At 39.7% G+C, this 14,906-nt stretch carries 10 protein-coding genes; 5 read left to right on the forward strand and 5 right to left on the reverse strand.

Annotated features, from left to right (window positions below; translation table 11 throughout):
* Positions 1-309 precede the first annotated feature (309 nt).
* Both H6G77_RS07215 and H6G77_RS07220 read left to right on the forward strand, forming a co-directional pair.
* Positions 310-1,413, forward strand: a complete 1,104-nt coding sequence (locus H6G77_RS07215; RefSeq protein ID WP_190589404.1) for an HAD family phosphatase — start codon at positions 310-312, stop codon at positions 1,411-1,413.
* A gap of 84 nt (positions 1,414-1,497) precedes the next feature.
* A complete protein-coding gene (locus H6G77_RS07220; protein WP_190589403.1) occupies positions 1,498-2,496 on the forward strand; it encodes a formylglycine-generating enzyme family protein in 999 nt (332 codons plus the stop codon).
* Between the two features lie 475 nt (positions 2,497-2,971).
* On the opposite strand, the gene H6G77_RS07225 is transcribed toward H6G77_RS07220, so the two are convergent.
* From H6G77_RS07225 to H6G77_RS07235, 3 genes are all read right to left on the reverse strand, one after another.
* Positions 2,972-8,962: an AAA family ATPase gene (locus H6G77_RS07225; protein ID WP_190871211.1), complete on the reverse strand. Its 5,991-nt coding sequence runs from the start codon at positions 8,960-8,962 to the stop codon at positions 2,972-2,974.
* 461 nt (positions 8,963-9,423) lie between these two features.
* Complete coding sequence (locus tag H6G77_RS07230) at positions 9,424-10,359, reverse strand: alpha/beta fold hydrolase (RefSeq protein WP_190871212.1); 936 nt, start codon at positions 10,357-10,359, stop codon at positions 9,424-9,426.
* 9 nt (positions 10,360-10,368) lie between these two features.
* Entirely contained in the window at positions 10,369-10,788 is a 420-nt protein-coding gene (locus H6G77_RS07235) for a DUF4112 domain-containing protein (protein WP_242048336.1), read from the reverse strand.
* On the opposite strand from H6G77_RS07235, the gene H6G77_RS35605 reads away from it, so the two are divergent.
* A complete protein-coding gene (locus tag H6G77_RS35605; protein WP_242048335.1) occupies positions 10,775-10,960 on the forward strand; it encodes a hypothetical protein in 186 nt (61 codons plus the stop codon). The genes H6G77_RS07235 and H6G77_RS35605 overlap by 14 nt on opposite strands.
* Before the next feature lie 50 nt (positions 10,961-11,010).
* On the opposite strand, the gene H6G77_RS07240 is transcribed toward H6G77_RS35605, so the two are convergent.
* Positions 11,011-11,958, reverse strand: a complete 948-nt coding sequence (locus H6G77_RS07240) for a YihY/virulence factor BrkB family protein (protein WP_190871213.1) — start codon at positions 11,956-11,958, stop codon at positions 11,011-11,013.
* A gap of 181 nt (positions 11,959-12,139) precedes the next feature.
* On the opposite strand from H6G77_RS07240, the gene H6G77_RS07245 reads away from it, so the two are divergent.
* Positions 12,140-12,691 (forward strand): DUF4870 domain-containing protein, encoded by a 552-nt coding sequence (locus H6G77_RS07245; protein ID WP_190871214.1) that lies wholly within the window; start codon positions 12,140-12,142, stop codon positions 12,689-12,691.
* 416 nt (positions 12,692-13,107) lie between these two features.
* Positions 13,108-13,374, forward strand: coding sequence for a hypothetical protein (locus H6G77_RS07250; RefSeq protein ID WP_190871215.1), 267 nt, complete (start codon positions 13,108-13,110; stop codon positions 13,372-13,374).
* A 91-nt stretch (positions 13,375-13,465) separates the two neighbouring features.
* On the opposite strand, the gene H6G77_RS07255 is transcribed toward H6G77_RS07250, so the two are convergent.
* A complete protein-coding gene (locus H6G77_RS07255) occupies positions 13,466-14,662 on the reverse strand; it encodes a site-2 protease family protein (protein WP_190668936.1) in 1,197 nt (398 codons plus the stop codon).
* Positions 14,663-14,906 lie beyond the last annotated feature (244 nt).

Raw genomic sequence — 14,906 nt, forward strand, 5'->3', positions numbered from 1 at the left:
TGAAATGCCTGAGCCTATTTTATTAAGTCAGATTTTTGCCAAGCTTACTTCTTTAGGACGTATTCATCCCGTTTCTACAGGTGTTGAACCCTCGTAAATTGGCTACGGTATTGTACACCGTTAAGAGAACTCCTTGAAAAGCTTGTTGATGGAGTTGAAAACTAAAGCTATCTTAACTCCCTGATTACACTACAGTATACTACACAGAAGAATTAGGAGAATCTTTCAAATACTATTTATTGTTAAAGATCGATCCTCCTTTTTCTCTGAACAACCCTGCAAACTCTTTTGAATATATTTAAATTTGTCATGAATTTTCCCAATATTAACCGAAAGACTATCTCGTTTTTTCTCGCAGTTTTCTTATCAATCTTTTGCTTGGGAGGAGCTTTTAGCTGTCTGCCGGCTTATGCAGCCTTAGAGTCTTGGTCTGACACTTCTACTAATAAACAAGCAATCGTTGATTTTGTTAACAAAGTGATTGCGGATGGTATTTCAGAAAAAGATCGTATTGCTGTCTTTGATAATGATGGAACTTTATGGGCTGAAAGACCTCATTATTTTCAAAAAGATTTTATTAAAGACAGATTGAAGAAATCATCAAACGTCAGAGTCAGTAACTTAGTGAAAATGACGCAAAAAGAAATCGAGAAAACTATAGGAGAGCCTATTTCAGCCGAGGGTAAAATCATTCTCAGCGAAATCCCCAGTACAATTGGAATAACCAACGGTCAATATAAGACTCAAGCTCACGATTTTCTGGTTAATACCAATCATAATAAATTGGCTTCTAGTGATGATAAAGGTTTTATAAGGTTCGATACGCCCTACATCAACCTAACTTATCAACCCGTTATTGAGTTAGTTAATTACCTCAAAGAGAATGGGTTCAAAGTCTATATTTGTTCTGGCGGTGGCATTTATTTTGTCCGTTCCTTTTCTGATGAAGCTTATGGCATTCCCTCTGAAGAAGTGATCGGTTCTGCCATTAAGACAACCTATGATGAGTCGAATAAAATTGATGGACAGGGGGGAAGTTTGGTGCGTAAATTATCGTTAGCTCACTATGGCGATCAACAGGGTAAACCCGTAGGTATTGAACTCTTTATTGGGAAAAGACCTTTGATTGCTGTGGGTAACTCTAGTGGTGATTTTGAGATGTTTAAATACACAGATTCTGGGTTTGATAAATCCTTAATTGTGTTAATTAACCATGATGATTGTGAGCGAGAATATAAATACAATGATGTGCCTGGAAGCACTCATTTGAAAGATGGTGTGGAAGTACCTGATAATGAATCTCTCGACTATGCCCAAAATCATGATAATTGGATTGTAGTTAGTATGAAGAATGATTTTAAGTCCATTTTTAAGTCAAACCCATCAAGAACACATCCTGTTTGTTCTAACTAAATTTTAATCCGTAGGGTGGGCTATTCTACCCTACCGCCCGTTAAATTAAGACTTTATATTGTTAAAATTTGCCCACTTACTTTGATGAAGAATTTTGTCCTAAAGTCACTCATTCTCTGTTTACTAACTCTCTCTTTAATTTTCAGTTCTTCCATTCCAGTAAAAGCATCTCCCATAAACAATAAATGTCCAGAGAGCATGGTATTGATTCCTAGCGGAACCTTTAATATCGGTTCAGATACTCACTATGAATCAGAACGTTCTGCTAAAGATATTACTGTTGATAGTTTCTGCATTGATCGCCACGAAGTCACTAACGCAGAGTTTCGCCAGTTTGTGGAAGCTACAAGCTATCAAACCATTGCAGAACGACCTCTACCTAAAGAACAATTTCCGGATTTAACCAATGAACAACGTCAACCCGGTTCTCTTGTCTTTCAACCTCCTTCCGGCGGCATTCAAAAGATAGCTTATTTAAGCTGGTGGCATTGGGTTGTCGGTGCTAACTGGCAACATCCTTACGGACCTGATAGCAACATCGAAGGGAAAGATAACCATCCTGTTGTTCATATCGCTTATGATGATGCTCTTGCTTATGCCAATTGGATCGGGAAATCTCTCCCGACTGAGGCACAATGGGAATATGCCGGGCGAGGGGGACTTAAAGATCAAGATTTTACTTGGGGCAATCAATATTCTGCCAAAAAGGCCAATACTTGGCAGGGGATTTTTCCCTTCTTCAACAAGGAAGAAGATGGAAATATAGGAACCGCCCCCGTAGAATCTTATCCGCCTAATGGCTATGGGTTGTATGATATGACAGGCAATGTCTGGGAATTAACCTCTGATTGGTATCGTGTGGGACACTCAGGAAAGGATCATAGTCTTAATCCAGTCGGTCCGAATAAGGAGGCCAGTTTTGACCCCAAAAAACCTGATGAGGGTGCATTGCACGTTATTAAAGGAGGTTCTTACCTGTGCGCTAAAAATTATTGTAGTCGTTATCGGCCAGGCGCCAGGGAATCTCAAGCACCTGATACCGGAACGACTCATATCGGGTTTCGTTTAGTCAAGAACTTATAGCGATCGCATAACCTCAACTTTCGTGAAAAAATTATCAATGGCTGCGGCTGGTGTACAGTGAAAAGTTATATCATGTCCGGTTGCTTGAGATCATCTACTAGGTGCTGTTTCCCTTGATTTGAGCATCTGCGTAGGCGAAGCCCGCCGAAGGCATCGCCTAATCCTCCCTCTCCTAATTCGTTGTATCTTTTCACCAGGGCGTATATCCATGTTCTGCTGTAACCTGTGGCGTAAGTCCTATTAGTGTCATTAAGTTAAGCCTTACTCACTTTAAGCTTGCAACTATTACTATTGATATAGCTTGTATTTTTCCCTGCTACTTTTAAGCTAACGGTCTTTGAGTACAAGCTTTACAGGCTCAATGACAGTAATTTGGCATCACGACAAATAAAAAGTCACTGTACAACAATTAGACGTGGCATTTACCGAGTGTGAAAGTGCTTCCTTCCTCTTTTTCTTACTCAGCACTCAGCACTCAGTACGGTAAAGCGATCGCAAAACAACTACCAATGCCTAGCTCACTAGTTAAGGTAACATCTCCCCCATGTAATTCAACGATGCGTTTGACAATAGCTAGTCCTAACCCTGTACCTTGATACTTGCGGCTGAGGCTACTATCAACTTGAATGAAAGGTTCAAAAACTCTGTGGAGATTTTCTGGGGCGATACCAATACCTGTATCTGTGATGGCAATTTGCAGATAATTTTGCTGATCAATTACCTTGGGAAAAATCACTTCTATAGTAATTGAACCACCATCTGGGGTGAATTTTACCGCATTATTGAGCAGATTAATTAATACTTGGCGAATGCGTCGTTCATCTATATATAAATTAGGTACATCAGCAGGTAATTTACTTTCTATTTGAATTGATTTTTTGGCGGCTTGGGGTTTGATTAATTCGAGACTTTGTTCACACAAGGGAATAACTGCGGTTTTGGTATATTGGAGTTCAATCTGGCCAGAGGAGATTTTGGAGATATCCAGAATATCGTTAATCAATTCCAGTAAATGAAACCCACTCCGCTCGATGGTTTTGAGGGTTTTGAGTTGTTTTTCGGTCACTGGCCCAAAGATTTCTTCTTGCAATCCCTCCGTCATACCTAAAATTACGTTCAGAGGGGTACGCAATTCGTGACTCATGGTAGCCAGAAACTCGTCTTTGAGTTGAGTTGCACGCATCAGTTCTGCATTGGCTTGTTTGAGTTGTTGTTCTTGTTGTTGGCGATCGCTAATATCTCGTGCGATGGTAGAAAAATACTCCACTTCACCATTGCTAGATTTGTGGGCAATCACTAGTTGCGAAACTGGAACTTCTCTTCCTTTGTGATCTAGCAGCGCCGTTTCTCCCACCCACATTCTTGAAATTCTCGCTGTCGGCAATGCTTGGTTGATAATTATCTCTAACGCCCAAGCTGGATGCTGTTCGGTAATATTCACTCGGTTGGCTGGTTCGGCTCCATCTAAATCCAATAAATTGCGCCAAGCTTGGTTGAGGTAGAGGATTTTACCTTGGGGATCGGCTGTACCAACAAAATCTGAGGTACTTTCGAGAATTGCCAGCTGTCGCTTTTGTTCTGCTTCAATTCGCTTAGAGTTGTTGATATCTCGAATTATGCCTTGGTGTCGAATTACCTTACCGCCAGTATCCCGAATGGGTGTAACATTGACTGTCACCCACAAGTAACTCCCATCTTGGCAAAGATGGCGAAACTCTTGCTGGAGAATTGTTTCACCTTGCTCAATCAAACATCTCACCGGTTTTTGAATCTGTTCTTGATCATCGGGATGGATAAAAATTGAGAAGGATCTACCAATAAAATCATCTGGGTTAAATCCAAAGATTGTTTGAAACTGGGGAGAGAGATAAGTCAGTGTACCATCTATTTCTGCTGACCAAATCACATCGCTGCCTCCTTCCACCAAGCCTCTGAATTTGGCTTCACTTTCTGCTAGAGCGGCTTCGGCTTGTTGGCGTTCTTGGAGCGATCGCTCTAATTGTTGGGCATAAGATTGGGATTGCTCATATAATCTGGCATTTACCAGGGAAATTGCCGCTTGAGAACATAGTAATTTCAGCAATTCCACTCGCTCATCGGTAAAAGCTCCAAAGGTAATGGCGTTTTCTAAGTACAAAACAGCTACTAATTGCCCTTGATTGAGAATTGGCGTACATAAAATACTTTTGGGTTGATGCTGGAGACAATAAGGATCATTAATGGTGCTGATATGGGTTTTATAGTCGGTAATCACTGTTTCCCCAGTCCGCTCAACATAATGAATCAACGGGCGGAGGATGTGTTGGCATTTCTCGATAGGTTTACGTTCTAGAGATTGAACAGCATGGTTAAAATACTTAATTCCCAGTTCCAAAGCGCCGTCATAATTCCAAAACAGTGCGGCTTTGTCTGCACCAGCATTGGTAATCACCAGTTGAATCAAGTTCTGTAGTAGTCGATCAGTGTGAATTTCGCGGGAGAGGGTTTGATTGGCTTTGATTACTGTGTTTAAATCCAGGGTGGCGGAAAATTCTGGAGTCAGTTTCGATTTAGTGGCTGGTGTGGGGTTGGGGATGGGTGTGAGTAGGTGGGGATAGGTTTGTACTAAATCCTGAGTTTTGGCTTTAGCTCCCCAAAGTTCATAGCAGCGATAAGCTTCCTGCATATAAATAGCGGCAAATTTCTCTTTACCCCAAGCTAGATAAAATTTGGCAGCGAGTTCGTTGGCGAGGGCTACATCTTGAATAAATCCGTTGGTTTTAGCATTGGCGATCGCGCGATCGTAATATTGCATCGCCTCAACTTGATTACCCACAACCCGATTTTTTTCGGCTATGACTAATTCCCAACGGTGTTGATGATTGCTGGGCGCAAAAGTTGCCCAATGATCTAACTTATCTTGTTGCTGTTGGACTTGCTGTAAAATTGCCTGACGCTCTTGTGGCGTCGCACTCGCATAAAGATTCAGTTGAATCAAGGCATCAAACCAGGTATGGATGACAATTGTCAATGTTGCAGTTCCGCTATCAAGATACTCCACTGTTTGCGCCGACAGCCGTGCCGCCGCTTCATACTGGTGAAATAGGTAATACAAAACTGTTTGATTGATATACCATTGCAACAAACCAGAAAGATAGTTATGCTCTCGTAGTTGGGGTAAGGCTGCATCTGCATCAAACATCTCACCAGTCAATTGTTCAGGATGTAGATTATTACCTAGTAAGTTAATTACTGCTTGATGACAAACTGCTTGCAAAACTAAACAATGAGTATGCTGATGTTTGATAATCACTTGCCGATAAAAATCCATCTTGAGGACTAATTCGGGTAAAGCCTGACCTTGATAATAAGCATAGATGCAATAAGCGCCGGCATTGAGATTGGCTGATTCTAGATCCCCAGTAGCGATGCCGCTTTGATAAGCTTGTTCTAGGGGATGTAAAACCTGGGACAAGTGATCTTTCCAATGTTTAATAAAGTAGTAATTTACAAACCCATTGCGGCTTTTAAATGCCTCAATTTGCAGGCGATCGCGCAATTTTATAGACAATTCTCCAAATTCGTAGCCGTTTTCAATATCATTAATCACACCGCAGAGAACTATACCATAGTCACCGTAAGCAAACACCGAAGTAGGCGAATTGCCAAATTGAATGGAGATTTCCACTTGTTTGAAAATCAGCAATGGCATTAAATCAGGTGCGATGATGTAAGCTGCTGAGGACAAGACGGTTAAAACTTCCATCTGGGCTAACAGATGAGGATCTTTGAGGGGGGGCAAATCTAACAAACTCTCGATAGATTTATCGACCCATAGCGATCTCGTTCTGGCAAATGCTTGTTGAATATCTGCTTGAGTCGGCTGTGCGGGAAATTCTACTCCCAAGGAGCTTAAAAAATCTAATCCAATTTGCAGGGAATCGGCAATTTTGCCTTGGACGTTAGCTGCAATAATACAGTTTTGCCGAACTTTGATGGTGTCTAGTAAATTCTGGGCATTTTGACAGACAATCTCAGCCCATTTTGTCACCCCGGCAAAATCGGAATTGAGATAGCAAACTTCTGTGATTTCTTGGTGTAAGGCGAGAGTCAGAGGGTAGAGTCTTGTCCAAGCATCTGGCGGCAAAAGTTGGATACCTTGTTCAAAATAAGCGATCGCTGTTTTGTAGGTATGAGTTAATTTGGCTTTTCTCCCTGCTGCTAAATTTAATTGAGCTAAATTTTCTCGTTCTGATGGTTGGGTAAGTAAAGTGATGCCGTCATTCCAATGATTGACAATTACAAACAAGCGTTCTTCCTGTGCTTCTGGAGTCAAATTCTCTAATAAAAGTTGACCAATTTTGAGATGAATCACTGGTTTTTGATATTCAGGAATGAGAATATAAGCTGCTTGTTGGACGCGATCGTGTAAAAATATGTAGGAAACATTTTGTATTTTTTGTAATTTATTGATTAGATTTTCTGTGCCAATATAAAACTTATAAACTTCATTAATTGGTAATACTAAACCTTCCTGTAAAGCTTTCCATAAATTAGCAGCCGCTTCTATTGGGGATTGTTGGGAAACAATTGCTAGAGTATCTAAATCAAAAGAGTTACCAATACAAGCTGCTAACTGCAATAACTTTTGTGTGGCTGGTGGTAATCTTTGCAGTTGCCAACTCATCAAAGTCACAACATCTTCTGTGAGTGATTGAGTCGTGATTTGGGTAATTTCACATTGCCAACAACCCAATTCCACATCAAATGTAATTAACCCATTTTGGTGCAGTGCTTTGAGAAATTGGTTGATGAAAAATGGATTACCTTGCGTTTTTTGAAATACCAAGCCCGAAAGCGGTAATGCCAAACTCGCTTGACATTTGAGTGTATCAGCAACTAATTGATTGATATGTAATTGATGGAGTGGTGCTAAACTAATTTTATTAATAGTGACTTGATTTTTTTGTAGTTCACTCAAAGTCAACATCAATGGATGTCCTGCTTGGACTTCGTTATTGCGGTACGCCCCAATTAATAAAAGGTAATTTGCCTCAGTGATTAATAGCTGAATTAATTTTAAGGATGCCCCATCAACCCACTGTAAATCATCTAAAAATATGACTAGGGGATGGTCTGCACTGGTAAAAACTTGGGTAAATTTTTGGAATAATAAATTAAACCGATTTTCGGCGGCTGTTCCTGATAATTCTGCGGCTGGTGGTTGTTTGCCAATAATTTTTTCTAATTGGGGAATAACTTCAATAATTACCTGTGCATTTTCGCCCAGAGCTTGTAATATTTTTTGCCGCCATGCTTGAATTTGTGAATGATTTTCTGTTAATAACTGCCCAATTAAATCACGGAAAGCTTGCACAAAAGCACTCAAGGGAATATTCCGGTTAAATTGGTCAAATTTGCCTTTAATAAAATAACTACGTCGGCGCAAAATTGGTTTATGTATTTCATTCACAACCGCAGTTTTACCAATACCAGAAAACCCAGCCACCAGCATAATTTCCGTTGCGCCTAAACTGACGCGCTCAAAAACTGCTAGGAGCGTTTTAATTTCATTTTCTCTGCCATATAATTTATCAGGAATAATGAAGCGATCGCCAAAATCTCTTTGTGCAATTGGAAAGTCAGGAATTTGGCCAGTTGCTTGGAGTTGTCGGTAGCATTTTTCTAAATCAGATTTCAGTCCCAAAGCATTTTGATATCTGTCTTCAGCATTTTTAGCCATCATTTTCATGACGATATCAGCAATGACTTGGGGTATTCTTGGGTTAATATCGGGCAATTTTGGCGGAATTTCAGCAATATGAGCATGAAGCAACTCCATTGGATCATTTGCTGGAAAAGGTAACTTTCCTGTAAGTAATTGATAAAATGTTATTCCCAAAGAATAAAAGTCTGTACGATAATCTATACCGCGATTCATTCTCCCTGTGTTCTCTGGCGATATGTAAGCGAGAGTTCCTTCTAAGACGTTAGGGTTAACAATGGTTTGGGTTTCGCGCGGCAGTAAAGATGCAATACTAAAATCAATTAATTTAACTTGTTTAGTTGCAGGATTAATTAATATATTCCTGGGTTGAATATCTTTATGGATGATGCGTTCGTGATACAGTACATTTAAGGCATCGCAGAGTGCGATCGCTACTTCTAAAAATTCTTGTATTGATTTTAAGTTTTTCCCCACCCCCCACTCCTGGAGAGAAATTCCGCCAAAGTCTTCCATTACCAGCGCATAACCATTTTGGTAAGGTTCCAGGCTATGGGTTTGAATAATAAAAGGGGAGTTGAGATTTTTGGTGATTGTATAATGGTTCCGCAATGATAAAATTTCACTGAAATTAGGATGAGGATTTTTGAGCAGCTTAATGACTACAGGCAATGAGTCAACTTCTCGATATCCTCGATACACTAGAGTTCTAGCGCCATTGTAGATTTCTGCAATCAAACGATATCCAGTCACACTCAGCATATTGCCAACTCTTAAATACCAAATATAAGTATTCCCATACGCAGTGTCTGTTTCTCCAGCTAGACGTATGAGTTTTAGTGTTAGCGGAATTAAGTTAACTGACAGATAAGAATTTAAGAATCAGAAGTCAGAATCCAGAATCATTAACAAATCAAGGTTTTTTGTCAGATATTCTGATTATTTAGAATTTTGATACTTAGTATTTCATATTTCAGCCGCGATCGCAACTAAGTATTAATTCATGCTCAGGATGCAGCATGATTAATCAAATTTTCCCTAAACAGAAAATTGAATAGTCTAGAAATACTAGTACAGGTTGGCAGAAATCAAGCACCCATTATAAATTGCTGAAGAGCTTACTATCAGGGTTTCTTCACTTCAGACTTCAGGATTTTTGTACTAGTGATTCTACTCTAAACCCGCAATATTTTGCAATATTTATAAAAGTATTTACCTACTAACTAAATAACATTTGTTTCCTGTAAAAATTTCAAAATTTCTGTATTAATCACTTTAGCTGAACCTGTAGAAGCATCATGATAACAATCAGTCAAGATGTGAAATTTAGAATTAGCAATACATTGATGAAGCTTTTCGCCATGACTAGCCGGAAACCAACTATCTTTATCGCCCCATAAAATTAGTGTAGGACACTCAATATGAGATAGCTTGCTTTGAATCCTTGTGAGCATATTAGGTTGATTGCTTTGCAAGTTAGCAATTTCTCGCGCCGCCAGTTGCAAATCTTCAGCAACTTTTACTAAAGTTCCAGGAATTTCGATAAAAGGATAAGTAATCCAATACACATCTTCCTGTGACAAAATTGATGGGTCAAATAGCACTCTCCGGCGTTCAACTGCCATAATTTCTCTGACGAGTGGTGCAGCAAAATAAGCTAACCGCAAAGAGTCTATTGCTTGCAAAACTTCGATGGGTGTGTGAGCTAAAATTGACATTGCCCAATGGGGTAAGCGGTCAGCAAAAATTGGCACATTAACTACTATTAACCGTGAAATTAATTCTGGTTTTTCTTGTGCTAATGCTAAAGCAACTAAACCACCCAAAGACTCGGCAACTACAACCGCAGGTTCATCACATAATTCTTGAATAATCCGCTCTAATTCAATTACTTGATGACCGTCATGTTCTCGACGCAGACAAGGTTTTTCAGAAAATCCAAAGCCTTTGGCATCAAAACAAATCACCCGAAAATATTTTGATAATGGTTCCACACTATAACGCCAGTTATAGCTCCAACTGCCCATACCGTGCATTAAAATTAAGGGTTTACCTGTACCTTTTTCTCCATAGGCAATCTGCACAGGATATCCTTGAGCATCAGTAATAATGAGGTTTTGCCGACCTTGCGGAAAAGTTTCTTGCCACCAATCTTTCATGCTTTTATACTAACCACCAGTTAATACTCGCCACAAAGTGCTAATTAATAATATTGGAATTGTGATTAAAACAATACCTAGCAATAATAAACCGACTAAAACAACTAACACAAACCCAGTATCGGCCTTTTTTGTACCGCCAGGAATTTTTAAATGTTCTTCTAACAGCTTGAGATTATATTCATTCGACTTCCATGCAAAATCAAATAAGTCTCCGGCTACAGGTAAACTGCCCACCAAACTATCAATGATGATATTCAAAATCATTCTGCCTAAAGTTGCTTTAGGCGCACCTAATCTGGCAGCTTCTAAAATGATGTAGCTGGAAAATATCAATCCCACAACATCACCACCAACAGGTAACAGTCCTAATAATGGATCTAAACCGACACTCACATCTGTACCAGGAATAGTGATGGCTTTGTCCATTACGCGACTCAACTGGCGCAGTCGCCTCAAGGAAGGTGCTTTAGCGTCAGGATCAATATTAGAAAACCGTGGGGAAGAATCAGGCATTCAAGCGATCGCTTCTTTGAAGTTGGAACCGTTCAATATTTTACTGCTGCTTGGTAATTTGACAAGGGTTTGTCCTAATACTTAATTTTGAGTACTGAGTTGAAAGTGCTGAGTGCTGAGTTGAGAGGTAATATATTATTTTTCTGCTCCCCTGCTCCCCTGCTCCTCTACTCCTCTGCTTTCCTGTTCCTTTGCTTCCTGACTCCCTATCTTTTGATAGCGCATATCTTCGCCGACAATCACATTTAGTTGGTTTCCAATGAGTAAAACAGCCGCACTCATCCACAACCACAGCATTAAAACGATGACAGTCCCGACTGCGCCATAAACTTTATTGTAGTTACCAAAATTAGTGACATAAAGCCGGAATAATGATGAGAGTATTGCCCAAAAAATCGCTGCTAAACTTGCCCCTGGCATAATTGGTGTGCCAGGATTCCACACACTAGGGCCATAGCGATACACAAAACTAAAAGCCGTAGCAACAATACTTAAACTCACAGGCCAGCGTAATAACTGCCAAAGGTGCTGCAAAAATAGTAAAGAACTATGCTCATAGACGGCTATTTTTAATAGTAGGTCACTAACAAAGATTAAAAACGAAGCCAACATTAACAGTACTATTGTACCAACTGTTAAACCCAACGAAATCAGTTTAGCTTGCCAAAAAGGACGGCTTTGTTGTGGCGGAGTTTGATGGATTTGATCAAATGCTGTCATAGCTGTACTGATAGCACCAGAAGCAGTCCAAAGAGCGATCGCAAAGCTGAGAGAAAACAAACTACTATTTTTAGAGTGGGCAATTTCCCGGCTGGCAAAGTCACGAATCAAAATCATCGCTTCTTCTGGCGCAACTTGACTCAATAAAGCCGCCATCTGTCTAAAAGTATCTTGTAACGATTCTGCCAACAAACCAATCGCTGTCAGTACAGCCAAAATAGCCGGAAACAACGATAACATGGCATTAAAGGCAATTTCAGCAGCAAGTCCTAGTAGTCGTCGTTCGATTGTCCGAGCAAAGGTTTTTTTGAGAATGCGCCAATTCAGATGGCGAAAAAAACGGACAAAACGCGGCTTTGGCATAACTAGGTATTAAGTCTTCACAAGCACAATGCCACAATAACTTATCTAGTGCCATCGGTAAATTAGGACTTACGCAAAAAACCAAAAAGTAAGGTTTGACAGCAGGGTGTATGGGTATGAGGATGTACTTCAACAAGGCAATTGAGGGAATACTCAAAATTAGTAGTATGACCTTTCAACAATGTCACATTTACCATTAACTGTTCGTATATGGGCTGCAATTTGCCATCTTAACGCATTTATTTGGATACCTTTTTTGTTTTTCCAATACACATTGCATAATGCTTTACTTCAGCTTGCGCCACTTCCGCCAGGAGTCTCTATCTGTCTTGTAAGACCACACGCAATTTGTAATGCTGAAGTTCGGTATATGCTTTTTGTTGTGATGTTAATTCAATTAACTTGCGTTTGTTGCCTTCCTTTTATTAGTGTGGTAGTCACATTATTTTTATGGAAAATTAAGAAAAATACTGATTTTTTCATATATCAGCATGGTAAAGAAGCTCTAAAATTTCAACTAGAGTTGGCATATATTATGATTATTTTGCATGTTATTTGTATATTGATATTGATGATATTAAATTCACTAACAGCAGGAGGTTTACTGGTAATAATGATATTAGATGTTTATGTGTTTCCAATCTTAGTAATATTACAATCATTAAAAGCTGTATTCTGCTCGTTTAAGGCATTGAATGGAGGTTTTATTCGTTATAATGACATAGTAAAATGAGAATAGTATAGCATTCCTATTTGATATGTGAACCACAGAGACAAGGGAGACAAGTTAGAGTTTGTTTGAAAAGTATTGGGCGAATAGAATTCGCTACTATACAAGCAAAGTCCACCTACGTGGACTAACACAAAATCAAGGTTTTCAAACCCACGTAGGTGGGTTTTGTCTGTGTAGCCGCGATTTCCAATCGCCCAGTGAGTAATAATTTAGACTTTCCAAACATCCTCTTAGGCGTAAGCCGTAACGCACCGAAAACTTTGCGGTAGATGCGTTATGCTGTCGCTAACACATCCTACTACTTACGCAAAATTATGAAAAAACGAACCGCAAAGGACGCAAAGAACACGAAGTTATAAGAGTTTTAGAGAGTTATTGCGTAAGTCCTATAGTAATTTGATTTTTTTGAGATGTTTATGAACGGAATAGATTGGTTAAGAACATTACATACAAAGCAAATTCTTACAATTAAGAATGATTATTCTCAGTATTTTCTTTATTGTGGTTATGTTATCTATAACAATGGTGACTTCCCACCAGGTTCTGGAATTAAGATTACCTATGCAGAGTTAAAACAGGTATTAAGTGAAAGACCTCACGTACCAAATAAAGCCGAAACTAAACGTATCAGACAGAAAGCGGCAAAGCAAAAAGTCAGGTCATATCAATCTAGTAAATTCTGATATCAAATAATAACCGCCAATACTCACGAACAAACACAAATAATCTTCCTTAACTATCTGCATTCATCCGCGTTAATCGGCGGTTAAAAATTTAATTAACAGTAGACTTAGCAATTACTCCCAACTGCAACCCCGGCGGATAACTACCTTCTTCTTTAATCCGCTTAATTTCTACATCAGTGAATGGAATACTTAACTTTTGTGCAACTGCACTCACAATATCACCCCGGTCAATTACGCCAGCTACCGCACCAGCCGGAGATAGTACAGTAATACGTGATAACTGTTCATTTTCTAGTTTGTTAATTACTTCTGCGATCGCAGTTGATTCGGTGACTGTTGGTATTTCTGTGAGAGGATGAACAATAGTTTGCAGAGTGCGGGTTTCCCATTCACTTCTTTCGACTAAGCGCAAATCATCAATCGCCACCAGACCGCGATAACGGCCATCCGACGCAGCAAAATAAACTTGTGGTGCAGCACTTTCTAATAAATATGCGTCAGCAAAGGCGCGTAAACTCTGTTCAGCATCAACTACGCGAAAGTCCCGCGTCATCGCACTACTAGCTACCATTTTCAACAAAGTTTCTTGTAAAGTAGTCACGCGGTCGTAGGTGTTGGCGTTACGAATCCCAAACCAACCAATCAGCGCAATCCACAAACCGAGTGCTAATTCTCTTGTAAAGAAATCTACCGCAAATCCTAATGCGATCGCTGCATAACCCAAAATTTGCCCTGATCTTGCGGCCCAGTGTACTGCTTGAAAGCGATCGCCTGTAACTTTCCACAGTGCTGCTTTTAACACCTGACCACCATCCAACGGTAAGCCTGGAATCAAGTTAAATAAGGCGACAACCAAGTTAATTCTCGCCAAATCCCCCACCATCATACTCAGAGGACTAGTCTCAGGGATGAAAATTGCTACCAGCCGCAATAAGAAAAACAACCCCACACTGACCAAAGGCCCGGCTATCGCTACTTGAAAGGCTTTACCAGGAGTTTTCGATTCTTCTTCAATTGCGGCAATTCCACCAAACAAAAATAGGGTGATGGAATTAACTTTAATACCTTGCGATCGCGCTGCCAAACTGTGACCTAATTCGTGTAACAATACCGAAGCAAATAGCAGCAATGCCATGACTATCCCCGCACTCCAGGCGATGACAGACCCCCATTCTTGGTAAGCCACACCAAAATTCAGGGTTGCTAGTCCTAAAATGACAAACCACAAAGGGTCTAAAAATAACGGGATGCCAAATAAAGTCCCAATTTTCCAATTTGTTTGCATTACATTGTCCTAAATCTACAATCATCAGCAGTTCACTTTAGTCACCCATAAGAAATTTCTCAACTTCTCTAGGTGGGAACATGGTTTTATTTACACTAAATAATCTATGTATTAGAAGTTACATTAAAACAGCGATCGCCCACCATTAATATTTTACAAACATATCGGCGATCGCTCCTGAGAAAGCGCAAAATACACGATTAGAAATTGTAGAGATTTTTAAACCATGTAAAAAATATTTGGG

The organism is Aulosira sp. FACHB-615, assembly GCF_014698045.1.
Classification (GTDB): Bacteria; Cyanobacteriota; Cyanobacteriia; order Cyanobacteriales; family Nostocaceae; genus Nostoc_B.

Bases quoted from the DNA above. Each gene is read 5' to 3' on its own strand.
- H6G77_RS07235 (WP_242048336.1), bottom strand. From the start codon at position 10,788: ATGGACAAAGCCATCACTATTCCTGGTACAGATGTGAGTGTCGGTTTA.
- H6G77_RS07240 (WP_190871213.1), bottom strand. From the start codon at position 11,958: ATGCCAAAGCCGCGTTTTGTCCGTTTTTTTCGCCATCTGAATTGGCGC.
- H6G77_RS07215 (WP_190589404.1), top strand. From the start codon at position 310: ATGAATTTTCCCAATATTAACCGAAAGACTATCTCGTTTTTTCTCGCA.
- H6G77_RS35605 (WP_242048335.1), top strand. From the start codon at position 10,775: ATGGCTTTGTCCATTACGCGACTCAACTGGCGCAGTCGCCTCAAGGAA.
- H6G77_RS07245 (WP_190871214.1), top strand. From the start codon at position 12,140: ATGTCACATTTACCATTAACTGTTCGTATATGGGCTGCAATTTGCCAT.
- H6G77_RS07230 (WP_190871212.1), bottom strand. From the start codon at position 10,359: ATGAAAGATTGGTGGCAAGAAACTTTTCCGCAAGGTCGGCAAAACCTC.
- H6G77_RS07225 (WP_190871211.1), bottom strand. From the start codon at position 8,962: ATGCTGAGTGTGACTGGATATCGTTTGATTGCAGAAATCTACAATGGC.
- H6G77_RS07255 (WP_190668936.1), bottom strand. From the start codon at position 14,662: ATGCAAACAAATTGGAAAATTGGGACTTTATTTGGCATCCCGTTATTT.
- H6G77_RS07220 (WP_190589403.1), top strand. From the start codon at position 1,498: ATGAAGAATTTTGTCCTAAAGTCACTCATTCTCTGTTTACTAACTCTC.
- H6G77_RS07250 (WP_190871215.1), top strand. From the start codon at position 13,108: ATGAACGGAATAGATTGGTTAAGAACATTACATACAAAGCAAATTCTT.